Origin of the sequence: Natronomonas marina (assembly GCF_024298905.1) — an archaeon.
Classification (GTDB): Archaea; Halobacteriota; Halobacteria; order Halobacteriales; family Haloarculaceae; genus Natronomonas; species Natronomonas marina.
In genome coordinates this window covers 53067-74510 of the sequence record NZ_CP101155.1, presented here as the reverse complement: position 1 = coordinate 74510, position 21444 = coordinate 53067, and the positions used below count along the sequence as shown (strand labels likewise).

The following is a 21444-nucleotide window of genomic DNA, read 5'->3' as shown; positions in this document are numbered from 1 at the left end:
GTACACTGATGTATGTCGGCTCAGCGGCCTGGTCTGCTTGCTCGTCAGTGTCGTTGTTCTCGGACGCCGTATCAGTAGATTCCATAATGATGAGCTGGGTGTGGGATTACGCGGACGATTCAGACCGAGCGTCGGGAGTTTCCGTAGCCGACTCTACGGACGGGTTCTCGGGAGCGTGATCGAACGAATTATAGGTGATAGTCCCATCGGGCCAAGCGACCCACTGGCCGGCAAGTAGCGGGAAGCGACACTTCTCGAAGCCGACGGTCTCCACGACGAGTTGTTCCTCAAGGTGGGGCGCGAGACGTTCGAGGAACTCCTCAGTGCAGTGGTCTTCCCGATCAACGACAGTCCCATCTTCGTCGAGGATGGGCTTGGTGACCTCGAAGGCAACGTACCCGTAGAGTTCGAGGTACGGGTTAGTGTCCTCCTGGCTGGGTTCGACAACGCCGATGGTCAGGGAATCGAAACTCCCGTAGAAGTCGTAGTCGTCGATTATTGCTTCAATTGTCTCGACAGCGTCGGGGTCGACAGTTGGATGGTTCGATGCGGTAGTTGCTTGCAGGGTTGCCATAAGCGGTTCAGGTCCGTGGCCGCAAACAAAGACGCGTTAATCGAGAGACTGCTGGGATGATGGGGTTAGACGGTGAGGGCCTCAGAGGGCTCTTCACAAAGTAGTTATTTCAGCGTGGACTGGCTGAATACGTTGCTCAGTAAGGTGTGCAAGTTAATTGTGAGTAATGGGATTTTGATCTCTTCTTGGAGAAAGAGTTTGAGCCATCTAGCAGAACAAAATTGAATATCTGACCCTGAGAACTCCCTTCAGTAAATGGTTGAGGTCGTCTCCGCGGCGAGCATCTTACTCATCAGCGCATTTGCAGTGAGCGCGAGCATCGTGCCGGCTTACGCAATCATGAACCGCTTCATACGCGACGAGGCATTCAACTGGAGTACGACCCGCGGGATCGGCGTAATGCTCTTTGCCGCCGTACTCTTTGCCGGGATGCTCACAGTGAACGGCATTGCCACCACCTCGTACACGCTCCCATCACTCGAAGCACTAGTCGCCTTCCTGATGGTCTTCATCGCGGCGCTCGCCGGAATGGTGGTGTTCGGCGCGCTCCTCGCGTACCCACTCCACCGGTTCCTGCAATGGCAAGAACCACCCGACATCATCAAAGAATACCGGCCATAACAACAGGACGTCACCAAACTGGTGTGCTGGTTGGTGAATTTTTAATGCATCACACGCAACGTGGGAGATAATGACCGAAGAACCTGAAACCGGCGAATCCGCGGAGGAACGGGAGGAAGAATACGACGCGATGATCTCCTACTCGCACGAAGATTCCAAACCCGTAGCAAACGCGCTCTACGACGAACTCACCGCGTACGGCCTCGATGTATGGTACGACGGCGTCGAACTCGGGATTGGAGACAACATCCGCTCCTCAATTGACCGCGCCCTCACGGAATCCGAACACGCTGTCATCCTCATCTCCCCGTCGTATTTCGAGGGGATGTCCGAATGGGAGCTCGATGGTCTCGTGCAGAAGCACAATAAAGCGGACGAGAACGTCATTCTCCCACTACTGCACGGGATGGAGTTTGAAGAACTCCAAGAGGAAAGTCCGAGTCTCGCTAATATAATCGGCGACAAAGTCACCGAGGACAATATCAACGAGATCACTGCGAAGCTGTACAACGCTATTGAGTCGCCCGACGAGACGCCGAACCTGGACGACGTGGAGGGCGTGGATCGCGTTGAGCTCGACGTTACTATGGAAGACTTTGTGGATATCTCAAAAGGGTCGAAAGTAACGGTCGAGGAATGGCGGACGAGCGGCACGCCGCACACCGCGGGGGTGACAGCGGTCGAGCTCACGGTCGAAGAGAGCGGGCTCACCTACACCGGGTCGAATTTCGTCGGGACAACGAAAGTCATCAAGGACAAGCCGCTCGAAGGCCACGTCTCAGACATAGACGAGAAATCAGCTGGGAATACGGAATTCACGCTGCGCCTCCCGCAAGCCCGGTTAGATAAACTGTCCGACGACCGCGACGACTACAAATCCGGGCTCGTTGGGTGACCGGGATGACGCGCCCCGACGCGAATCATGGTTATTGATCTGGTTCTGCGCGTCTTCGCGCTCGCCGTCGCCATCAAGTGATTACTTAATTGTCTGTATTGACCGCAACCGGGTCAGAATATATCATATGCTGAGGATTTCAACAGAGCCAGATCTCACGAGGATGGGAGCTTTTTGCGAATTGCTTTGCGGAACCACTCACCTCTATCTATATCTCTGTTATCCCACTCCCTACGCTGGATTCTGAATAGGTAGTTCAGCTCGTGGACTATCCAAGTGACCCACGAAAGGAGAACGAACACACCGAATAGTAACTGTATTTGCGGATTCAATTGGTATGATTGGAGGAGGAAAAACAGTCCAGAAAACAGAAGCAGTCCGGAGTATCTGAGAGCTGTGATTTGTAGATGAAATAGGACTACTCGAATGTCACTAAAGAGTTCTAGAATGAACGTGAGCATCAAGAAACCAGCACAGACAGTCAGAACTCCAATCGTAAGTTCCTGATAGTAGCCCATCTGGTTATCTTCCAGTATAAACTGAATCACCACTAATACGATAGCAAACAGGGCGACCGATTCTGATGCTGTTCTATCAACCACCGACATTGAATCCTCAGAGGAGGGAGCTTCGGTAGTCGATGCTGGATTGATCAAAATCTGACCAGCGGGAACGGATATAAAAGCGCCAAGTAAAATGAGATATACCAATCCTATGGAAATCATCTAACTATTCACGGTGTTCAAAGCAGTAGTCGTGTTCTCGCCCTACTGCGGTTTTACATCCCGATTCAGCACAGGTCTTCTGTAATGCCTCGGTTTCAAATTCGTCGTCAGACATACTCAATCTCGGTGTTTTGGACAAAATTCGTGTTCTCGGCCTATGGGAGTGTCACATCCCGACTTAGCACACAAGCTAAGCTTTCGATCTATCTCAAAGGGGTCATCGTCCGACATAATCACCTTCGGTGCTTCGGACAGAATTTGTGTTCTCGCCCAATGCTGGCTTCACAGTCGTCTTCGAGGCACACTTTAACATTAGCCGATATACTCAGTTTATCTTCATCATCAGACATAGCGGAGTAGATTAAGCCTCCCGGTGTTTGAAGCAGTAATCGTGTTCCCGACCAATGCGATTGTCACAGCCATTTTCCCTACAAACTCCTTGGAGCATCCGCCTCTCATCATCTGACATTATTCTCGATGTAGGGGGCAGAAATCGTGTTCCCGGCCAATTTGATTGTCGCAACCGGGCTTTGAACAAGTTACATATCGCTTAATTGGCTCTCTATCGTCTCCACTCATACATCAAAGCTGTAAATCTCGATATATCAGTTTTGCGGGTGTCAAAGAGATAGAGAAAAACTGCGAAGATTACCAGATTTGTTCGACCGCACTCCCTCGGGTGTCCGAGTCTGAGTGGAGGTACTTCATCGTCGTCGTGACGCTTTTGTACCGGAGTTGTTCTTTCACGTGGTGTGGGGTCAACGTGGTTCGCCCAATACATTGCGACCCCGTGACGGATGCTGTACCACGAAAGGTCTTCCTTCTGGTTCTCGGGAATCGGGACGTTCCCGACTCGATGATTCAATCAAGGAGGCCGTTGTATTGAGTGAACGAGAGGTGAAGAAATAGTGTGACAACTGTTCTATGACACCTTATTAGGCGGTCTTAGTTGGCGAGGGGATGGTATTTTGAGGAGTGTCCCATTCACTGGGGTACTCAATCCCAGCGTCCTGATTGATTGTGGTCTGGACAGCGCCGGATGACTCAACTTCGACGAGGACGTCTTCGCGACCGAATCGAGTCGCGAGGAAATCGTGGATCTCTTCGGCCGGGGCGATGACAGTCTCGGGAGCGTCGTGTGCGGTTTCGATCGTCATTACTGAATTACGGCTTATACTACTCGTGTGAGCGATGCTGTTCGAGTCGGTCCTTGACCGCGATGATGTTGTCCCGAAGGTACTGGGCTTCTTGGGGGTTGATCTGTCCGTTGTTGACCAGGCTGTTGACGGTATTGTGGAGGGCTTGGATGTGCGCGTTGATCTGCATCTGTTCTTCAAAGGTATCGGCTTCTGGATCGTAGAGAGCAGCGAAGTCGTAGCACATCCGGTAGGCCTTCCCGCAGACTTTGCAGACGACGGGAAGTGAGACAGTTTCAGACTGCGGATCGATGTCTGCCTCAATGTCGGGGGAGGGGTCGCGAATCAGCCAGCCACCCTCGAGGCATTCGTGGGTTTCCCAGCAATCCCAGTGTGTCTCGCCCTCGAGGTGGGTGTCGTCATCTTCATAGAGGTTCTTCGTTTCGCGTTCGTCAGCGAGCCCACCACAGATGGCGCAGGTTACACTGTGAGCGTCGATCCATCGGTCGTCGGTCAGGTCGGATTCAGACATATGTGTGCTGTCAGTCGGGGAAGTCGATCGCGTCGGGAACCGTCACGAGGTGGCAAGCTGCCTTGTTGAGTTCGTTGGTGTCGACGGCGATCCCGAGGAGTTCCTCGGTGGCTTCTTCGTAGGCGGAACGCGTCCCGGTCGGATTCGACGTATCTGGAAGTCGCTGGTCGAGAGCCTTGCGGAAGCGTTGCTCTGCGCGGTGTCGGGAAAGACTACCCATACGTGAATTCCTCCATCAACAGAGGGGAGATAGAAATTCGCTCGATGATCTATCCGAGTTACCCCACGTTGGGGGCGGTCCTCCCCTTCTCGTGGGGTAACTATTAGAGACAGACTGCTCGATAAGCGCGTTAGAGCCACGGTTACGCGCCAATCGTCGCGAGGACCTGCGGGATATAGATGGCCGCTCCTGTGGCACCGAGTCCAGCGACGAAGAGGGCGTTGTTTGCCGTGCTGTTCGCTGACGTCGTAAGCTTCCACGTGTACTCCGTGTCGTCCACGGGCGCGAACGGTTTGATCCCCATCGGCGTGATCACGTCACCGAGGAGGTGCGTCGTGAGCCCCAGCGCGACGAGAAAACCGACGCCGAGTGCAGGAAGAACGAGAGATGGAGCGCTTGCTGTTGACAGCGTCCCGTTTACTGTATGTGTTCCCTGAAGCGCCGCGGCCCACGTCACGGCCGTAGCGATCGTGGACGCGACGATAATGAACCAGACGGTGTGCGTGATGCCCCGGTGCGAAACGAAGGGGATACGCTGGTCGATATCAGGGATCGGTGCCACGCCGGCGACGATGAGAATTCCTACGAGGGCTTCTCCAGATGCGTGACTAACGGTAAGGAAAAACGCTAGCGATGAGAAGACGAGAAGAGCGAGTCCGTAATGACCACGTCGATGCATCTCTGGAGCCGTAGCTCCATCTTCTTCGTCCGACAAAAAGACTATTCCGGGGGGTGATAATGTCTCATCCTCACTGTGGAAGCGCGATGGCTTCAAGAACCTCCTCGACTGGCTGTTTGAGGATAGGCTCGATGAGCAGCGGGGAAAGCGAGGAGGCAACAACGGTGGTCGCTCGCTCGGTCTGAGTCGCACAGGCGGGCGGGATCGAATCAGGTATGGGGACAGGCACGCGGTCGTGGTGAGCTGATGGCTCATTCTCCTTGGCCCCCTTAAGGTAGACGCGATCCTGCGTCGCGGTGAGACGCAAGTAGTCGTAATCTGTCTCGTTTGGTGCCAGCCGCTCGTAAGTAGCCGTTCTGAGGCCGTATTTGGTGAGCGTCCATTCCTGTTCGTCGGTGTCGGGGAGGTGCGTTCGGATTGTGGAGGGCTCTGTATGGAGTTGGGCAACGACCGTCGCGACTGCGGTCTTGATGTCTTCAAAGCGTGCGTTCGTCCCTCCGGAGACGCCGTAGTCGCCGTCGTTGTTCTGGACGCTGTGGCCGCGTATCCCGGAGAGTCGCGCCTTATCGCTGGTGTCTGCCTTCCGAACCTGTGAGGGGTTCCCGTAGCCGGTCACGAGTTCGGTCATATAGTGCCACATCCCGTCGCGGTTCGCTCCGGAGTCGTTCAAGTAGACGCGGTGACGGACGATCGACCCGCCTTCTCCCCATCGTTCGTCGAAGACGCGTCCCGAGGCTCGGTAGGTGACGGTTGTGTCGTCGTGATAGTCGAGTTCCCACTGGCCGACACGAGTCGGGGTGACCTCGAGGCCGTCGGGAAGATCGGACGTACTGAAGACGTCACGGTCGGGGGTGAGTGCCATGACCTGGTCGACATCCAAGAGCGCCGAGGGGGATGTCTCCTCGAAGGACGCGCGGACCACCTCGTAGAAGTCGTCCAGCGGCGTTTCCACCGTGGATTGGGTCGTATCAGACTTGTCAGTCGTCGACGCGGCTGCGGGAGTACTTGCTGAGCGATCGGGTGTCGATTCCTCGGTCGTCGTGAACGCATCAAGCTGGGATTGGGAATTCGATGGCATCGTGTGAACTCCGTGATGTTACGAGCGAGCAGCGGGATCGGGCTGGTCGTCGACGCGAGTGAGCGTGTAGTCGTCGTTCCTATCGAGGTAGCAGTGTTGTTCACATATTCGTCGATGGGTCGCAAGCTGGTTGATATCGAGTGCGCTGATAGAGTGTGTGGACGTCTCGAGCGGAGCCAACAATCGTCTTCTCAAGGACACGTCGCCCGTCACGGATGATAGGAGAGAATTGCTCGCTGGCGATCCGGAGGATGGCGTCCAATCTCGTGCAATTTTCGAAGTGGGTAGCAGGAAGGTCGAGGACGAACACTTGACAGGTGACCAGCTGATCGTCTACGAAGTTCCCTTGGACGTGATCGCGGGGATCCGTAGTTGGTTTTCGGATGTGAGTCGGGCCGAAACAGTACGCTCGGTAGACCTGCGCTTCGGTGGTTTCTTCGCTGGCCTTGAGATGAGGGTTTCGCTCGAGGAACCACGCACGGGTGGTCATCGGTGCGGGCCCGATTGCAGCTACGACGCCAGACTCGGTTTGTGCGAGACCTCGTGGAGGCGGCGTATGGTCCTCAAGGGCCTGGAAAAGTTCTCGAAGGGCTTGACGCCGGTTCGCCTCGGATTGGAGAACAACGGACATTGTGGAGTGTGGAATACAGATAGTTATTCGCTGAAGGCGTCAAGCGTGACGTTCTCGATGGTATCGGGATCATCAATCGTGACGGCGTCCTCAACGTTTCCTTCGGAGAGGTCGCTATCGTTGTTGGTGTCGTCCTGAGCGGAGCCATCGGCCTTCTCAAAGCTCGTTATGATGGGTGCGTTGTCAGGGTCGAGTTCAGTGATAGCCCCGTTGACGGTTGAGTCGGTAAGGATTCGCGTGGGATGGTTTACTCGCCATACGTGCCACGTCTCGTAGGTGAGGGAGTTTCCGTGGACGACGTACGCGGGGATGGCGTGGAGTGCAAAGTTGATGACGGCCATATGAGCGCACGTCTTGTCGATGTCGCGTGCAACGACAACGGTGGGCGTGTTAGGTGAGATGTGACGGAGCTGCTGGACAGCGTGGAACGGGAGTCGACCACTCCCGCACGCCGGATCGCTGATCGTGATAGGGTCCTCCTGAGAGGCATCACGAATGCCTTCGGGGGTGCTGAAGAGCATCTGAGCCTTCGCGATGGCGATATTCTGGGATGTGAAGTGCTGGCCGAAGGCATCACTGTTAGCTCCGTAGTATTCGTAAATCCCACCGAGGAGTTCCGCCGAGTGCGGGTATCCCGGAACGGTCGTTTCTTCCATTGTATTGACGAGGGCTCCGAGTGCAGTCCCATAGGTCTCGAGAACATCTCTGGTGAGATCGTCGTCATCGTGGAGACGATCTGTGAGGTCGTGAACGAGTTCAAGGTAGTCGTCGTCGTTTCGACTAAGAGCGGTGACGATGAAGTTTAGCCAGTTCGTGAAGATGTCGTATGTGCGAAGGCCCGTTTTCTTGTGGACTTCATCGAGATGCTCGGTGATTGGTTCGTATGTACTCGGGTCAGGGATGGAAGCCATCGACGAATCGCCTCAGTTCAACATGGGGAGGGAAAAATCCAGAGAGGGGACACCCCACCAGTTCCGGCGTAAGGAGAGGCGAAAATCACCCCACCGGTTCCGGCGTTATCGCAATGGGGTCACCCCTAGACTTCCGTCGTAAACGAGGGACAAATCGTATGAAGTCTCCAGATCTCGGGAGGGGACACCCCACCAGTTCCGGCGTTAGCGTGCGAATTTACTCTCTTTAGATGAAAGTAAGAGCGGGATGAGTGGAACCAAAAGACGGAAGAATAGCTCCAGAACCCTCGTCAAGAATGAATACTTTAGGATACCACGGACAGATGAGAGACGAGAATTGGTCTCGGGAAAATCCTATCACTACTCGATGACGGACCCACACCCCTTCGGTTCCGTCGTTAGATAGACAAGGGCAACGCAGCTCAAGATCACGATGACCAGACACACCCCACCGGTTCCGACGTTAGCGGCCGTGAAAAGCGGTAACTAGACTGAGAATAGCAGAAGCCGTCTGTATTCTGTCCCACGATAAGAATATGTAAAAGTTGAGTTAGTTAACCCTAGCTTTATTACAATACAGCTTGAATAACTCCGCGGGACGAAATACTAGAGAGGAGGAAGCGGAGCGACTGGTAGGTTCGAGATGAAAATCAGTAACGGGGTGGAACGTCCAGAAACGCCGTAGAGACGCGTTCTATCCACTAAACCGCGATTGTACGTATCCTTCCCGTGGGGGGTACACGTTCATCGGTAACGACGGAACCGAAGGGGTGTGTGTGTTGGGTTCCGTGATTGTTCGAAAATCGAGATAGTCCTTCCAGTAGACCTTCTTTCGTGGTAGATTTACGTCGGAAGTCGAGGTGGGAATACTTTTAAGTAATCGGGTTTCGTCGGTGCCTCTATGTCAAACGGCACCTCGACTTCCGATGAAAGTCGAGATTTGGATTCTACGTCTTCAGACGGTCAAGACGACCAATCTCGCGTCCAAACATCGGAACCGAAGGGGAGTCCAGACGAGAATGGAAAACCGCCATCAAGCGACGGGGACGGTCAACAATTCAAGGTTGACGACCCGCTCTTTTCTAAACGGAAGGGAGTTTTCCAAAATAAGGAGATGGTCCGTGTCGGTTGGGTACCTGATGGCGATCGAATTGTCGGACGTGACGATTATATTTCCACTATCAGCAGCTGTCTGAACGACGCTGTCTATGGTGGTGCCCCAAATCACATCTCAATTACTGGGAAAACAGGAACGGGAAAATCTCTTGTCTCCCGATACGTCACTCGTCGAGCTGTCAATGCGGCAGTTGATGATATCCGAATAGGCCATACGTATCTAGACTGCTCGAAATCCTCAACTGAAGTCCAAGTCATCTCGACAATCGGCCAACAGCTGAACGACGAGGATATCTATGACGAGGATGAGGACGTCGTGAAAATGCCCGATACCGGGCTACCGAAAGACAAGTTCTACAAACGCCTCTGGCAGATTCTCGATCACTACGATTCGGCTATCATCATTCTCGACGAAGTCGACCTTCTCAAGAGCGACCACGTTCTGATGAGTCTCGCGAAGGCAGTCGAATCAAATGATACGTCGTGTCAAATCGGAATTATAGCAATAAGCAATCAAATCAACTTCTTCGACGAGTTGAACCCACGCACCAAGAGTGCCTTCCAGACTCAAGAACTCAATTTCGACCCATATAATGCAAATCAGATTCAAGAGATTCTTCGCGGGCGTGATGACGCATTTCGTGATGGTGTTCTTACTGATGAGGTCATTCCTCTTGTCGCGGCTTTCTCAGCCCAGGAACACGGAGATGCACGGAAAGCAATGCGGTTATTCAGGACCGCAGGAGAGCTAGCCGATCGTGAGGGAGCTGACATGGTCGAAGAAGACCACGTGCGAAGAGCCCAAGACGCACTTGAAAAGGATCGATTCCGCGACTTCCTCCAGGGAACCCCCACTCAAATGAAAGCGGCTTGTCTCTCGATCGCTGCTAAGTCACTTTACTCGCGTGATGATTACATCATCACAGGTGAACTCTACGATGCGTACCAGCAGATCACTAACGCGATAGATATGGACACGATTGGGATACGGCGGTTCCGGGATATTCTTGATGAGATGCAGCTCAGCCAGGTAATCGAAACTAAGGAGGTAAATATGGGAAAAGGCGGTGGCCGCCACAACTCTCATCGGTTACTCCACAATCCTGAGGCTATCCTTGATATCGTAATGGAGGATTCTCGATTCGGAGATATCTCTAAATCCTCGCTGAAACGGTTCGCCTGACTAATTAGATGTTATACTGATGAGATGTACCTTCGTTTAGTCCACTCGTCGCGACGGGGCACAGTACGTCCTTCACGGTTCTCCCAATCAGTACTCGAGACGGGTTTGATCCGATCGAGTTCGAACCCAGCGGCTCGGTAGCAGACTCCAGTGTTGTCGTCGACGCCGGCGATCGCGACGAGCCGCTTTCGGTCGGTATTCTCACGTACCCAGTCTCGAAGACGCGCAAGCATCCAACTCGACGTATTCGGTGGGCGATTCGGGTGATTCGCAAGCCGTGTAACATACAGCTCTTCACGAGCCCCGTCGTAACTGTATGTGTACGGCTGTGCGAGTACCGCCACTGAGTACGGATGCCCCTCGTGGGTAGCGATGAATCCGGCCTTCCATTTCGCGACACCGCCGAGGCGGTGGTCGATGCGGCCGTCCGGACCACCGATAAGAAGGTGATTGACGAGTTGCCGACTCCCTCGTCCACAAACGCGGTGGACTGTGAGGTCGGTGACGTCCTCGAGAGGCGGTGGCGTGACACGCTCGGGTTCCCAATGGGAGACCCTCCAATCCGGTTTTTCACCAGGTTCGACGTCCATCCGTGGGAAATCCGGCATTCCCGCTGGTGGGTATGTACGCCACTCAGGATCACTCGAATGGAGCGCTGCGACCATCGACTCATCGGCAGGGAGCCGTTCCTGGAAGTGAACGACCAATGAACGGCCTCCTCGAGTGAGCTGAATGTTAGTGATGACGCGACGTCGGTAAACAGCCTTCACCTCGGGAATTGGGAATCGACTTCGAGAGTCGATGACGGTTCGCTCAAAGATGTGATCGCCGGCGCGAATCGTCGATGCGAGCTCGGTTGGTTTGTTGCTGGCCAGCGAGGAATGGTCAAGAGGTGCTGGTTTTGACCCGTCACGAACGGGGAAAGCAAGTTCTGACATACTGAAGAGTCGACAGAGTGATGGCGGTTACTCGGTCTCCGGAGCGATGTGGTGGAGGGAGTGACCGTCTGGGGTAAACCACTCGCAGTCGAAGGAGACTGATCGGGGGATATCCCCACAGCCGAATTCGAGGACTGCTTCGACCGTCTTGTCGTCGACGATCGTGACGCGGTATAGTTCGCCGTCGTAGGAATTCCAGTACCGCTCGCCGATTGCAACGTCGGTCCGTCCAGTCGTCGCGAACGCTGTTAATTTCCCGTCCGGAAGCTCTACCCGGAAGGCTATCCGATTCGGGTCGTTAAGCGTCTCGAAGAGCTGTGGCTCACTCGGCATAAAGCGCTAGAAATGGACGTCGGCGGGGACGAGCCATCCCCGGGACATCTGATCATCTTCTTTTGTGGCCGCTGCGGCGTCACCGTCGCCGCCGGAAGTACCGGACGAGGCGTTGTGTAGGCGATCGACGTATTTGTCGACGGCCGTCGGTGATACGAGACCGCCTCCGTATTCGTTATAGATGTACACTGACGGTCCTCGACATTCGGCGAGCTGTCCCAGGTGGAATCGTACTCCGTCGACGTTGTTCATCACGTCCTCAACGGAGAGATCGTCGACTTCCGATTGGAATTTTGACAATGTATCTCCGAACTCCTCCGTTTGTTCCTTGAGCGCATCATCGAGGAGTGCTTGTCCCTCTTCGCTGTCGAGTGGGAACGCTGGAGCGACCGTTGTCTCGTCGACAGTCTCAGAGCTGCCATCACTGATGACGTTCGCGACGTGCGGCTTGTAACGTGAGTCCGATTGATCGAACGTCCCGTAGTAGTCGTAGACACTGGCAGTATCGACGCCGACACCGACGAGTTTGTCGAGGGCGCTGTGAGCGCGGGCGAGGGCGTCGTCTTGAGTGGTACCGGGAACAAGTACGCGGATAAGCTGGTGCATCTATCGATGGAACCTCCACTCTTCGTGGAGGGTGAGAAATTCTCGGTGAAGGGTGTGATGTACAGCGTATAGATGGTAAACTACTGTGTCCACGCTGTGAGGTTTGCTTGCCGGACGGCAGGCGGATCGGTGTCATTGCCGATTACGGCGGCAGCATAGTTGCGAGCGATCGTTAATGCGATGTTGGGTCCGTATCCGTCGGGTGGATTTCGGATGTCGACCATCTCAGTTTCGTGTGCATAGTCCCACGGGGCGAGCGCGACGGTAGCGTTACCGCTGTCTCGCCCCACTTTGACGACAAAGTATGGATCTGTTTTAGTGGTCACTTCGAGACCGACTGCGGTCGTGCTCCCCGTAGGTCGCTGACCTTCGTGAGTACCTTCTCTATGGTAGTAGACGATTTCCTCTCTGCTCTCGATGTAGTAGTGCGTGAGTTCATAACCGGGTGGAGGGTCGAACACAGCCTCGTTATCAGCAGGGTGCTTCCAAGCGCCGGGAGAGACTGCTTCCATCCAATCGACGGCTTTGTCGATCGCTCGGACAACACTACCCGAACGGTGGTCCTCCACGGCGTCGACGGTCGCGACCGGAGCACGGTTGTGGAAGTCTTGTACGCGGTCGTCGATGGCTTTGACAGCTACCTTGTCGAAGTGGTCGAAGCCGGCGACTGATTGAGGGGCATCGGGAGCTGTCCAGACGTGAAAGAATCCAGTACCTATTCGATGTCCAGTATCAGACCGCACTCACCCTCGAACCTGGGAGCTTCATTATACTCAATCAGTTTCTTTTCTAACTCCCCGAGTTCCATCTCGATGTCGTCAAGCAGTTCAGCAGCGTCGACTGCATCAGAGTATCCTGATACCGACTCAATATCGTCAATATGCATCTGCGGAGCTCTGGCGTACATACGGAACATGTACGGTTCCTTTCGGCTGTTCGCAAGGGACCGCTTGTAGTGATAGAGCATGATCGGTCTCCTCCGAAATTGGTCAGTATCTCCAAGCAATCGGAAGTGTTCGTCTTCCTCCTCTGCGCTGGTTTCGAAGGCGTCACCGACTGCTGATTTGAGATCCTCTTTGTCCTTGCCCGTCCGCTCCAACAGTAGCACTCGCTCGAACAGCCATTTGGCGTAGTTCTCCTCAAGAACATCGACCTGCCTCATATCAGGATACACGTCGATACTTAGGGTATTCACGAAATCATCGCGAATATCCAAAAATTCAGAGTATAGGTTGTCTATATGATCTACAGAGTCTCGGAGGTCTGAGGCGTGATTCGTTGTGAGATCTTCGAAGTACGGATCCCCTCGGAGACTCACCGGAACTGCGTGCATCGAATCTCTATCTACGAATAGCGGGACATCAGTCTCACGAACGGATGGGAAATATTCTAACCACTTGTCAGTACGAATCTGGAGGGTATCGGCATGGTTCCGTTGGGTCTCCAATTCCAGTTCACGTCGGAAGAGGTCGGCGCTCCGTCTCGTGTGGTCTGCGTACCAGATCGTGATGAGAACCAGGATGATCGTGGCTCCGGCTTGGACTGCCGTTGAGGTTGCTGGGTTCTCTGGAATCACTATCAGGAGGTAGACTATCACTGCTGTCTCGGCCAAGATCAGTACCAAGAGCGCCGTTCGGAACGGAGACTCTCTGGCTGCCTCGATTGTTCTGGAGATAGAACTCTCCACCTGAGACCTCGCGTAGACGAGTCCCAGAAGAATTCCTATGATTCCACCGGAGACATGGGCATATCCACCATTGTTGACGTAGATGTCAACAGCGTACTGTGAACCAATTACGAATGGCCCGAGGATGGCAAGGACATAGCGGACATTCTCCAATGGATCGTTCCACCCATTCGGCCGGTACAACGCCAGATACACGATGGCATAGAAGCCGACGACTCCCATAATTGCACCACTCGCCCCAGCTCCGATGTTGTCAGTCAGGTTTGTGTGGATGAGTCCTGCGAGGAGACCAGTTAAGACGTAGACACCAAGATACGTCTTCCGCGCTACGTATCGCTCCAGCACCAGTCCGTATACCAGAATCCCAACGATATTGATGCCCAGGTGTCGGACTGTTCCGTGAGCAAACAAGGAGAGTATCCATGCCGGTGTGGGATCGAATCCTGGAGTAAAGAGAAACCAGAACTCGAACGTCTCTATTCCCAACTGGGCGATGGTGAGAAGTTCTAGTAGATAGGTAATGAGGAGAATCACTATGAACGAGAGAGTCAGCCTCTTATTTGAGAGGAAAGTCATCACACGACTCATAGTGCTCGAATTCAAACAGCAACAAAATAAAATGTCTCATACCCGTTGAGTCGGAATTTGACCCTCAGCTTCGACTGAGATCCGTCCCAACGTATCAGGTTAGGAAGATTCCGGTCAAACAGAACGCAACTATCGAGAGCGTCGTGAGTGCGAATGAAAGCATAATGTGCCTAGCGGTGGATCGGTTCTCTTCAGCGCTATATTGGAGCATATCTGAATAACTCCTCAATAATACTTCTTCTATATCTTCAATTTCTACATCGGGAAAGTGCTCAATAGCCGAGTGACTAACGCCGATGTGCGTCCGGATTCCAAAATAGGTGAGTTCAGCCATCAGAATTGAACCCAACCACGCTAAGACCGCGACACCCCCAGATATGTACGCCTTCGTCGGGATTGGAGTTATACCGACACTGTTTGCTAAGAACGAACCTGCTGTAAGAACCAGGCTCCCTACTAAGAGGTTAATTTTAATTACCTCAATCGAATGATCACTGAATTGATTCTGATTTTCGATTAAGTGGTCTAAGGATGAACGTGCCTCCTCACTCATTCGACCGTATTTTTCGTCAGCCATATGAGATTCAGCCACTGGGATGACAATAAATTGGCTGGGTGAAGGTACTTGGTTCTCGATCTCACCTAGCCCAAGTTGTCAATATCTCTGTTCTCCTGAATGAACGTTACGTAGATCTCGAGCACCTCTAAAATCTCTCGAGAGGCGTTTTTACTCAAACACAGTGTATATCGCACACCTATCCTATCAGTCCTTAGAGTTGTACTAAATGAATCTCTGGATTTTTTACAATCCCATTAGAACATATCGAGACCGGCCTGCACGGGGTCGGTTGGACCTGCTGTCCCAGTGGACGTACTCTCGGACGTCTCGACTTCGACGCCGAGTGTCTGTCCGGGGAGACTGGGGAGGCTTTGGAGAAGCCGTTCGGAGTCCTCACCGGCCGCGAACCACTCGGCGAGAAATTCTGCTGCCGTTGTCGTGGAATCGTGGAGCCAGAATGCCGTCGGGACACCGTCGGTTTCGATGTCGAGTTCATTGACGTGCTCGGTGAACCAGCGGTCGCGGTCGCGCTTGAGCGCTTCGCGGAGGTCACGGGCTCTATCGCGAATTTCGTCGTCTGCGGGGAGGATCGGGGAGTTCGAGGGAAGCATCGCGTCCATTTCCTGGTCATTGCCGGCGATCCCGTCGAGGTACTGGCGGAAGGCGTACTGGTAGAGGCTGACGAACTCCGCGTTCGTGAATGCGGCGTGCGTGAGGGAGGCCGTCGAACAGAGTGCCGCGAGCTCGCCCCACGTTGCGACGGGTACACGCTCACCTGTCGGAGTGTCCTCAACGAGTGCGCAGCGTTCCTCGTGGATACCGTCTTCGAAATTAGCGGCGCCGGCGGCGTGGTCACTCGCGACGACCGGGTCAGCGGTAACGCGATAAGTCTGGATCTTGGTGAAGGTGGCTGTGTCGATCTGCATAGTCAGGAGGAGTGGGGTGCTTGGGAAGGCTCTCGTCGACCGTGTGAAGTCTGCAGGACATCGGGACTCATGAACAGGCTGGTGACGGGTCGTGTGGCTGGTGGTCGGTGCTATCGAGTGAATCGCAATCGGTCGTATTGCCTTGAGTGGGACACGACGGACAAGAAGCAGGGTCGTTGTCGTGTGGGCAACGGAGAGGAGCACCGTCCCGTTCGAGGACGGTTTGGACCGTATCGAATTGGACGACGATGATGGTGTCAGTCGCGACGTGATAATAGACGTCAGCGTCGACAACGGTGTTGTCGAGGACCTCAACAGGGATGGCGTCGTAGAGCGCTTCAGTGAGCGTAATCGCGGGCGACCCGCGAATAAGCCACTGCAGTTGGGGGTGGCTCCCCGAGTCTGCGATAGAGTGCGTCATCGTGATCACCGTTGCTTCCGGGGCGTGTGAGTGGCGGCGACGGTCGGGCTGACGAACCGACGGGCGCGCTGCGGGATGTCAACACCGACGTCGATCGGGAGAAGGTACTTGGCATCAACGTCTCCTTCGTAAGCGTTGGCGAGACAAGACGCAGCCGCCAGTTCGTGTTTGCACATCACCGCCCACTTGTTCGTCTGCTTGTAGGGACAGCCACAGACGACAGCGTCTGACCAGGGAAGGAATGCGTAAGTGGACCCGCTGGCGAATTCCCCGACGAGAAGCGGTGCCGGGAGAGTGATCCCGTATTCGGCGGGCAGGATGTGGTTATCGAGCTGGGCTTCCCGAATGATGTCGTCTACATCGAGGTCGTGTTCGTCGGCATACTCGATGGGATCGGTGTTCGCGTCGACGATGACGACTCCGTGGAAAGTGTTTGCGTGGAGGGGGAGGAGGGAGTCGGCTGTTCCTTGAATAGTGTCGAGATTTTTCGGGATGAGTTCCGTGTACCACTTTCGGCGATTGGCGCGAATCTGCTCGAGCTCGTGGTAATGGGGTTCGAGCTCACCTGTGAGGAAGGCAGGAGCCTCGTCGAGGAAGTCATCGAGGCAGTCGTAGGAGGGGAAGAACCGGCGTTCGCTTTCGTAAGTATCGACGAGCGTTTTTTGGATGTACTGCCGGGCGAGCGGGGTGGGGGCGTGGGTGTCGTGAGACAAGAGCCCGCCAGCCTCGATGATGTCGAGACGGATGCGGTGCTCGATCGGTTCGGTCTCCGGTGGGTCACTACCCGTGGTGTTCTCATAGTCTGGGTGTGATGCGTCGAGCGCGCCTGGGGGAAGTTCGAGCGGTGGGAGGTGCTCGTCCGCCGGGGTGATCTGGTGGGTAGACATCCGTAGTTACCTCCACCTCCTGTGGGGGGCGAGAAAGCAACCGGAGAGTGCTCATCGCGAGTTACCCCACAATAGTTATGGATGTGCCCCTCTGTGGGGTAACTAATGACGGACGACACTGAGCGCCCCTCTGGACCTAATCTTCCGGCACACGTTCGAGACACGGTGGACGAATTATCGGTCGAGGAGCTGGAGGACTTGGCTGACTACGCACAGGCTCTCGCCAATTGGAAGCGGGAGCAACTACCTGCGTCTCCAGATACCGCTCCAGAGGATGCCGTCGACGATGATGTCGTCGAGGACCTCGAGGGGCAGGGTGTCTCGGTGGATCCCGACGACTACGATGATGTCCCCGCTACAGGGGCCTACATCACGGTGAAGGAACCGAAACAGGGATACAGGTATTATTATTGGCAATGGCGAGACGGTGACAGTTGGAAGAACGAGTATATCGCGCCTGTCAATCCGAAGGGGGACTGATCCTGGTGATTAGATGACGGTGACGTTTCCGAAGACGCCCTCGAATTCTTTGCGACCGAGGGTCGGCGATCCGCGGAGCCAAGTGTGGTGGGCGCCGCGCTGGACTTTGAGATAGGGGTGGCCGCCGTCGTTTCGGAGCATCTTGAGCTGCTTACACCATTTTCCTTTTTCGTTTGTACCGATCTCCGCGAGAAGCCCTTCTCCACCCTCCTGGTTGTCAGCCCAATCGGCGAGAACATCGAAGTTCGCGGGTGAGAATGGATCAACGGGGAGCGTATTCCGGACTTCCGTAATGATGTCGCGGAGTTCGTTGGGGTAGAAGACGACGGGAGTCGGATCGGGGTGGTCGTTGACGGTTGGATCGTATGTGGAGTCGAATTCGTAGCCGATTTCAGCGGTTTGATAGCCCGTTGCGGCCCGGCCGTACTCTGAGGGCCGATCGAGGTCTGTTGGTGTCACGATTGCGAGCGACGTGGTGCCGTCGTCGTCTCCCCAGTTCGCTTCTGCTAATGCGAAACGCATAGCCCACTCGTCGTATATCCGATATTAAAAAATACCGGTAGAATAGGTGTGAACAGCGGGATGGCTTGGGTGAGACCGGGACGGCCGTTAGTAGAGGTTACTGAGGCCGAGATTGGCGAAGAGGATAGCGTTATAGCTACCGTGAATGAGGATCGGGACGAAGAGTGAGTCGGTACGCTCGTAGGCGAAGCCGAGGATGAGTGATAGCGCAAAGAGTGAGAGGAGGACATTTCGGATGCCGCTCAAAGATCCCTGCAAGGCGAAGAGATGCACGCTCGCGAAAAAGAGGCTGGCGAGGAGTATTGCTCCGATGGCAGAGAAGTGCCTGCGGAGATACCCTTGAATGAGGCCGCGAAACAGGATTTCCTCGCAGGGTCCAGTGATAAGAAGGGATAGGACGATGAGCCCGCCGAACATCGAAAGGGAGGCGTGTTTGGTGGCCTCGATCGCAGCCGCGTTCTGTGCAGTTGGAGCGTTGAAAAACGTGAAGAGGGACGTGAGTACGTATTCTGTGACAATCATCACGAGAATGCCGCCGAGTATCCAGCGGGCGTCGCGGTGGGTCGGACGACGGAAGCGAAGGCCTGCGGGGAGGAGGTCCGTTTTCCAGTAGAGGAGACCACTGACAAAGATCGCATATCCGAGTTCACTAAACGCGGCGGAGGCGAGGAAGCGTGCCGTCTCTGACTGCTGGGCAACTGGGGAGGCCTGATCGAGAACGACGATGCCCACATAGCCGACGATGAGACTGGTAATGATCGCGCCGAAGATGAAGACGAGTACGAGGACGATGGAGCGAAGCGTTCGCCAGAGGTAGATGACGTCCTCTTCGAATGTACTATCTGTGGCCATCGCTATTCGCGTCGTGTGTATCGGTTGCAGGCTCGCTGGTATTAACGGTCGGTGATTCAGGCAGTTGTGTAATCGTTGGGTTCGCTCTGTTGAGAGGAAATGTCAGGATACGTGTCGGAACAGGTTGGGCCAGTCTGGTCGACAATTGCGGTGAACGCGTCTCGGTTGAGGCTCCAGCCGAGAGCGCGGTCGTAGTCCGGCGTGGGCGAGCCCGTTCCGCCGACGAGCTCCTGAAACTCGACGGTCATCCTCGCTTGACTCCCTGGTGCGTCGCGCCATCGGATGACTGTTCCCCCAGTGCGGTCGTTGGTGTCGACGGTGACGGTACCGAAGCGGTTGTCGGGATCGTCGTGATCGAGCTTTGGGTTGCAGAACGCGGCGACTTCAGAGGCTGAGTAAAAGCCGTCGTCGCGACCACGGTTCGTCTCGACGGGAAACTTGAAATCGTCCTGCTCGGTACAGCGGAAGACTCCTGAGAGTTCATACTCGTCGACGGTTTCACTCGTGGTGTATCCCGATCCGAGCGCGGGAGAGTCCACTGTGCCCGTAGAAATGAGGAGGGCTGCGGTATCCGGTTCCGGGAAGGGTCGAACGTACCGATAGATGTGTTGGCAGTCGGTGTTCGTACACTGTCGGAGTTCGACGGCCTTTCCGGCCTGCTGTTCGATACGTATCGGTTCGCCACTGCGTTCTTCACACGCGGGGCAGACGCGATGATCGCTATCGGGCGTCCAGGTGTGGAGACAGTCGAGGCGGTCTTCCTCGAGGCGGTAGACGCGGTCAAACCGCGCAAGCAAGTCACTCGGCTGCGGGGCGCGATCGTCGTCGTCTTCGGGGAGGTCGTGTGTCCACGCGATGCCGGCTATCGACGACTGCTGGTTGATGGTGCCCCCGATGAGCCGCCCTTGTGTGCCGTCTTCGGCGACGACTGAGAGCGGGCTGTGGAAGATCCCGAAGTTTCGCTTGACGACCGCGTATTCGGTGCCATCGATCCAGAGAAGGTCGCCTTCGTCTGCCGCGTAGAGGTCTTCGGCTGTCTCCACGGAAGCCGTTACTCGCTCCGCAGGAGGTTGTTCGAGGACGTGTCCCTTGTAGTCGAGCCCCGTGAGCTGCGCTTGAGGAGTTCTGGTTGAGTCGGTCATAAGAGGCGCTCGCTGTCTATCGGCGACGAAAAAACTCCACCTCCCGGCAGTGCCAAACGTCAGTTGTCTCCGCGAACGTGGTCACGGAACGCAGTTCGAGTCTGTCCCTTCTCGAGCATCTTCCGAGTGAACGCGCGATACTCACAGCGTGCGTGGCCGAGGACTTGCGGATCGAGTGATCCGTCCCACTTAACGAGTTCGCGGATGTCGACACCACTTCCCATCGAGAGAAAGACTGTGACCATATTTTCGGGCCCCCAGAGTTCATCTCCAGCAAGGATGGCGTTCGCCTCCCAAGGGACGCCTGTGATCTTTTCGGAGAGTTCACGGGGGTTCCAGGGTATCCCGTCGTCGGCCGACGAGACGTCCGTAACCTCGGGATTCGACATCGTGCGATCCTCTTCGAGGGTGAAGAACACTCGGGCCTCGTTGAAGCCCTCACACGGAAAGTAGAGGCGGCGCGCGGCGCAGTCCTCGCAGTAGGTCGCGAGTGGCGTGAGCGGGCGCTTCCCAGGATGCTCGCGTATTTTGGACTGCCAGACGGGATGGTCGGGATTGAGGACGCGGTCGGTAACGTACTGTGCGACACGGGGAGTGCTCGAATAGGCGACGCCAGCGGCGCAAAAGTCGCAGATGAAGCGGTCGGGATGGTCGTGCTTCGTCTCGTACGTATGGCCGTCGTAGAGATCGAGGAGCTGTGCAACGGTCCAATCGGGGTTGATACGGGTGTCGTGGTCGATCATCGGTTACCTCCTGATCGGGACGCCGTTGAAGCGGACGTTGAGGATACTGCGGTAGTGTCGCTCTCCATGTCGAATTGGTCTCCCTCCCCGACGTCGTTGACCTGTATATCGTACCACCGAAGCTCGCCGTGGCGACCCTCCTGTTTCCGGTGGAACGCGGTGGATTCGACGAGTCTGATACCTGCCAGATTTTCCTTGTGAACGCGACAGTGGAGGCGCGAATACTCGTCTTGGAATCTGTCCAGAATTGCGGTCGCGATGCCTACCCGTCGTGCGATCGGTGTGACGGCGAGTCGACTCACGAACGACATCTCGACGGTATCGACGACTGCCATTCCGAGTCGGTCGTCGTCGAGAAGGGCCTCCCACGCCTCTCCCTGTTCTTCGGCGGCGGCCAGATTTGGGACATCGTCTATCTCGTCGAAGAAGCACCACACGGCGTTTGGCGAGGGCCGTGAG

24 protein-coding genes are annotated in these 21444 nt (G+C 55.3%); 6 read left to right on the top strand and 18 right to left on the bottom strand.

Features of this window, described 5'->3' with window-relative positions:
- Positions 1 to 106 precede the first annotated feature (106 nt).
- Complete coding sequence (locus tag NLF94_RS20445; protein ID WP_254841465.1) at positions 107 to 574, bottom strand: hypothetical protein; 468 nt, start codon at positions 572 to 574, stop codon at positions 107 to 109.
- 255 nt (positions 575 to 829) lie between these two features.
- Between NLF94_RS20445 and NLF94_RS20440 the strand changes: the two genes are divergently transcribed.
- Complete coding sequence (locus NLF94_RS20440; protein ID WP_254841555.1) at positions 830 to 1195, top strand: hypothetical protein; 366 nt, start codon at positions 830 to 832, stop codon at positions 1193 to 1195.
- A gap of 70 nt (positions 1196 to 1265) precedes the next feature.
- Complete coding sequence (locus NLF94_RS20435) at positions 1266 to 2090, top strand: toll/interleukin-1 receptor domain-containing protein (protein ID WP_123539442.1); 825 nt, start codon at positions 1266 to 1268, stop codon at positions 2088 to 2090.
- Positions 2091 to 3750: 1660 nt separating this feature from the next.
- Here NLF94_RS20435 and NLF94_RS20430 read toward each other — a convergent pair.
- The 6 genes from NLF94_RS20430 to NLF94_RS20405 all read right to left on the bottom strand — a co-directional run bounded on the left by NLF94_RS20430 (position 3751) and on the right by NLF94_RS20405 (position 8002).
- On the bottom strand, positions 3751 to 3972 hold the full coding sequence (locus NLF94_RS20430) for a hypothetical protein (protein ID WP_123539439.1): 222 nt from the start codon (positions 3970 to 3972) through the stop codon (positions 3751 to 3753).
- 19 nt (positions 3973 to 3991) lie between these two features.
- Positions 3992 to 4483 carry a hypothetical protein gene (locus tag NLF94_RS20425; protein WP_254841554.1) on the bottom strand — a complete coding sequence of 164 codons (492 nt, stop codon included), beginning with the start codon at positions 4481 to 4483 and terminating at the stop codon, positions 3992 to 3994.
- 10 nt (positions 4484 to 4493) lie between these two features.
- The gene (locus tag NLF94_RS20420; protein WP_254841553.1) at positions 4494 to 4703 is read right to left on the bottom strand and encodes a hypothetical protein; all 210 of its coding nucleotides are present in this window, start codon (positions 4701 to 4703) and stop codon (positions 4494 to 4496) included.
- 142 nt (positions 4704 to 4845) lie between these two features.
- Positions 4846 to 5382: a metal-dependent hydrolase gene (locus NLF94_RS20415; protein ID WP_254841552.1), complete on the bottom strand. Its 537-nt coding sequence runs from the start codon at positions 5380 to 5382 to the stop codon at positions 4846 to 4848.
- A 70-nt stretch (positions 5383 to 5452) separates the two neighbouring features.
- Positions 5453 to 6460 carry a hypothetical protein gene (locus NLF94_RS20410; RefSeq protein ID WP_254841551.1) on the bottom strand — a complete coding sequence of 336 codons (1008 nt, stop codon included), beginning with the start codon at positions 6458 to 6460 and terminating at the stop codon, positions 5453 to 5455.
- A 654-nt stretch (positions 6461 to 7114) separates the two neighbouring features.
- Positions 7115 to 8002: an N-6 DNA methylase gene (locus NLF94_RS20405; protein ID WP_254841550.1), complete on the bottom strand. Its 888-nt coding sequence runs from the start codon at positions 8000 to 8002 to the stop codon at positions 7115 to 7117.
- Between the two features lie 901 nt (positions 8003 to 8903).
- On the opposite strand from NLF94_RS20405, the gene NLF94_RS20400 reads away from it, so the two are divergent.
- Positions 8904 to 10301 (top strand): Cdc6/Cdc18 family protein, encoded by a 1398-nt coding sequence (locus tag NLF94_RS20400; protein WP_123539434.1) that lies wholly within the window; start codon positions 8904 to 8906, stop codon positions 10299 to 10301.
- Positions 10302 to 10663: 362 nt separating this feature from the next.
- Positions 10664 to 11011 (top strand): hypothetical protein, encoded by a 348-nt coding sequence (locus NLF94_RS20395; RefSeq protein ID WP_254841549.1) that lies wholly within the window; start codon positions 10664 to 10666, stop codon positions 11009 to 11011.
- A gap of 255 nt (positions 11012 to 11266) precedes the next feature.
- Here the strand turns inward: NLF94_RS20395 and NLF94_RS20390 are convergent, their stop codons facing one another.
- Both NLF94_RS20390 and NLF94_RS20385 read right to left on the bottom strand, forming a co-directional pair.
- Positions 11267 to 11572 carry a hypothetical protein gene (locus NLF94_RS20390; protein ID WP_049984742.1) on the bottom strand — a complete coding sequence of 102 codons (306 nt, stop codon included), beginning with the start codon at positions 11570 to 11572 and terminating at the stop codon, positions 11267 to 11269.
- A gap of 6 nt (positions 11573 to 11578) precedes the next feature.
- Positions 11579 to 12178 (bottom strand): DUF7995 family protein, encoded by a 600-nt coding sequence (locus tag NLF94_RS20385; RefSeq protein ID WP_254841548.1) that lies wholly within the window; start codon positions 12176 to 12178, stop codon positions 11579 to 11581.
- Positions 12179 to 12564: 386 nt separating this feature from the next.
- On the opposite strand from NLF94_RS20385, the gene NLF94_RS20380 reads away from it, so the two are divergent.
- Positions 12565 to 12849 (top strand): hypothetical protein, encoded by a 285-nt coding sequence (locus NLF94_RS20380; RefSeq protein ID WP_254841547.1) that lies wholly within the window; start codon positions 12565 to 12567, stop codon positions 12847 to 12849.
- A gap of 44 nt (positions 12850 to 12893) precedes the next feature.
- Here NLF94_RS20380 and NLF94_RS20375 read toward each other — a convergent pair whose 3' ends face one another.
- The 4 genes from NLF94_RS20375 to NLF94_RS20360 form a co-directional block, all read right to left on the bottom strand.
- Entirely contained in the window at positions 12894 to 14453 is a 1560-nt protein-coding gene (locus NLF94_RS20375) for a rhomboid family intramembrane serine protease (RefSeq protein ID WP_081926997.1), read from the bottom strand.
- Between the two features lie 94 nt (positions 14454 to 14547).
- Positions 14548 to 15030, bottom strand: coding sequence for a hypothetical protein (locus NLF94_RS20370; protein ID WP_123622939.1), 483 nt, complete (start codon positions 15028 to 15030; stop codon positions 14548 to 14550).
- 236 nt (positions 15031 to 15266) lie between these two features.
- The gene (locus NLF94_RS20365) at positions 15267 to 15938 is read right to left on the bottom strand and encodes a hypothetical protein (RefSeq protein ID WP_254841546.1); all 672 of its coding nucleotides are present in this window, start codon (positions 15936 to 15938) and stop codon (positions 15267 to 15269) included.
- A gap of 426 nt (positions 15939 to 16364) precedes the next feature.
- Positions 16365 to 17246, bottom strand: coding sequence for a hypothetical protein (locus tag NLF94_RS20360; protein ID WP_254841545.1), 882 nt, complete (start codon positions 17244 to 17246; stop codon positions 16365 to 16367).
- Positions 17247 to 17351: 105 nt separating this feature from the next.
- Between NLF94_RS20360 and NLF94_RS20355 the strand changes: the two genes are divergently transcribed.
- On the top strand, positions 17352 to 17726 hold the full coding sequence (locus NLF94_RS20355) for a hypothetical protein (protein ID WP_081926995.1): 375 nt from the start codon (positions 17352 to 17354) through the stop codon (positions 17724 to 17726).
- 9 nt (positions 17727 to 17735) lie between these two features.
- Here the strand turns inward: NLF94_RS20355 and NLF94_RS20350 are convergent, their stop codons facing one another.
- The 5 genes from NLF94_RS20350 to NLF94_RS20330 all read right to left on the bottom strand — a co-directional run bounded on the left by NLF94_RS20350 (position 17736) and on the right by NLF94_RS20330 (position 21422).
- Positions 17736 to 18248 (bottom strand): hypothetical protein, encoded by a 513-nt coding sequence (locus tag NLF94_RS20350; RefSeq protein WP_254841544.1) that lies wholly within the window; start codon positions 18246 to 18248, stop codon positions 17736 to 17738.
- An 87-nt stretch (positions 18249 to 18335) separates the two neighbouring features.
- Positions 18336 to 19100, bottom strand: a complete 765-nt coding sequence (locus tag NLF94_RS20345; protein WP_254841543.1) for a CPBP family intramembrane glutamic endopeptidase — start codon at positions 19098 to 19100, stop codon at positions 18336 to 18338.
- 56 nt (positions 19101 to 19156) lie between these two features.
- Positions 19157 to 20242, bottom strand: coding sequence for a hypothetical protein (locus NLF94_RS20340; protein WP_254841542.1), 1086 nt, complete (start codon positions 20240 to 20242; stop codon positions 19157 to 19159).
- A 59-nt stretch (positions 20243 to 20301) separates the two neighbouring features.
- A complete protein-coding gene (locus NLF94_RS20335; protein WP_254841541.1) occupies positions 20302 to 20985 on the bottom strand; it encodes a hypothetical protein in 684 nt (227 codons plus the stop codon).
- Positions 20982 to 21422, bottom strand: a complete 441-nt coding sequence (locus tag NLF94_RS20330) for an N-acetyltransferase (protein WP_254841540.1) — start codon at positions 21420 to 21422, stop codon at positions 20982 to 20984. The genes NLF94_RS20335 and NLF94_RS20330 overlap by 4 nt, the downstream gene beginning before the upstream one ends.
- Positions 21423 to 21444 lie beyond the last annotated feature (22 nt).

Excerpts from the sequence above, each read along its gene's own strand:
- NLF94_RS20445 (WP_254841465.1), bottom strand. The coding sequence starts at position 574 with ATGGCAACCCTGCAAGCAACTACCGCATCGAACCATCCAACTGTCGAC.
- NLF94_RS20440 (WP_254841555.1), top strand. The coding sequence starts at position 830 with ATGGTTGAGGTCGTCTCCGCGGCGAGCATCTTACTCATCAGCGCATTT.
- NLF94_RS20435 (WP_123539442.1), top strand. The coding sequence starts at position 1,266 with ATGACCGAAGAACCTGAAACCGGCGAATCCGCGGAGGAACGGGAGGAA.
- NLF94_RS20430 (WP_123539439.1), bottom strand. The coding sequence starts at position 3,972 with ATGACGATCGAAACCGCACACGACGCTCCCGAGACTGTCATCGCCCCG.
- NLF94_RS20425 (WP_254841554.1), bottom strand. The coding sequence starts at position 4,483 with ATGTCTGAATCCGACCTGACCGACGACCGATGGATCGACGCTCACAGT.
- NLF94_RS20420 (WP_254841553.1), bottom strand. The coding sequence starts at position 4,703 with ATGGGTAGTCTTTCCCGACACCGCGCAGAGCAACGCTTCCGCAAGGCT.
- NLF94_RS20415 (WP_254841552.1), bottom strand. The coding sequence starts at position 5,382 with ATGCATCGACGTGGTCATTACGGACTCGCTCTTCTCGTCTTCTCATCG.
- NLF94_RS20410 (WP_254841551.1), bottom strand. The coding sequence starts at position 6,460 with ATGCCATCGAATTCCCAATCCCAGCTTGATGCGTTCACGACGACCGAG.
- NLF94_RS20405 (WP_254841550.1), bottom strand. The coding sequence starts at position 8,002 with ATGGCTTCCATCCCTGACCCGAGTACATACGAACCAATCACCGAGCAT.
- NLF94_RS20400 (WP_123539434.1), top strand. The coding sequence starts at position 8,904 with ATGTCAAACGGCACCTCGACTTCCGATGAAAGTCGAGATTTGGATTCT.
- NLF94_RS20390 (WP_049984742.1), bottom strand. The coding sequence starts at position 11,572 with ATGCCGAGTGAGCCACAGCTCTTCGAGACGCTTAACGACCCGAATCGG.
- NLF94_RS20385 (WP_254841548.1), bottom strand. The coding sequence starts at position 12,178 with ATGCACCAGCTTATCCGCGTACTTGTTCCCGGTACCACTCAAGACGAC.
- NLF94_RS20380 (WP_254841547.1), top strand. The coding sequence starts at position 12,565 with ATGGTAGTAGACGATTTCCTCTCTGCTCTCGATGTAGTAGTGCGTGAG.
- NLF94_RS20375 (WP_081926997.1), bottom strand. The coding sequence starts at position 14,453 with ATGAGTCGTGTGATGACTTTCCTCTCAAATAAGAGGCTGACTCTCTCG.
- NLF94_RS20370 (WP_123622939.1), bottom strand. The coding sequence starts at position 15,030 with ATGGCTGACGAAAAATACGGTCGAATGAGTGAGGAGGCACGTTCATCC.
- NLF94_RS20365 (WP_254841546.1), bottom strand. The coding sequence starts at position 15,938 with ATGCAGATCGACACAGCCACCTTCACCAAGATCCAGACTTATCGCGTT.
- NLF94_RS20360 (WP_254841545.1), bottom strand. The coding sequence starts at position 17,246 with ATGTCTACCCACCAGATCACCCCGGCGGACGAGCACCTCCCACCGCTC.
- NLF94_RS20355 (WP_081926995.1), top strand. The coding sequence starts at position 17,352 with ATGACGGACGACACTGAGCGCCCCTCTGGACCTAATCTTCCGGCACAC.
- NLF94_RS20350 (WP_254841544.1), bottom strand. The coding sequence starts at position 18,248 with ATGCGTTTCGCATTAGCAGAAGCGAACTGGGGAGACGACGACGGCACC.
- NLF94_RS20345 (WP_254841543.1), bottom strand. The coding sequence starts at position 19,100 with ATGGCCACAGATAGTACATTCGAAGAGGACGTCATCTACCTCTGGCGA.
- NLF94_RS20340 (WP_254841542.1), bottom strand. The coding sequence starts at position 20,242 with ATGACCGACTCAACCAGAACTCCTCAAGCGCAGCTCACGGGGCTCGAC.
- NLF94_RS20335 (WP_254841541.1), bottom strand. The coding sequence starts at position 20,985 with ATGATCGACCACGACACCCGTATCAACCCCGATTGGACCGTTGCACAG.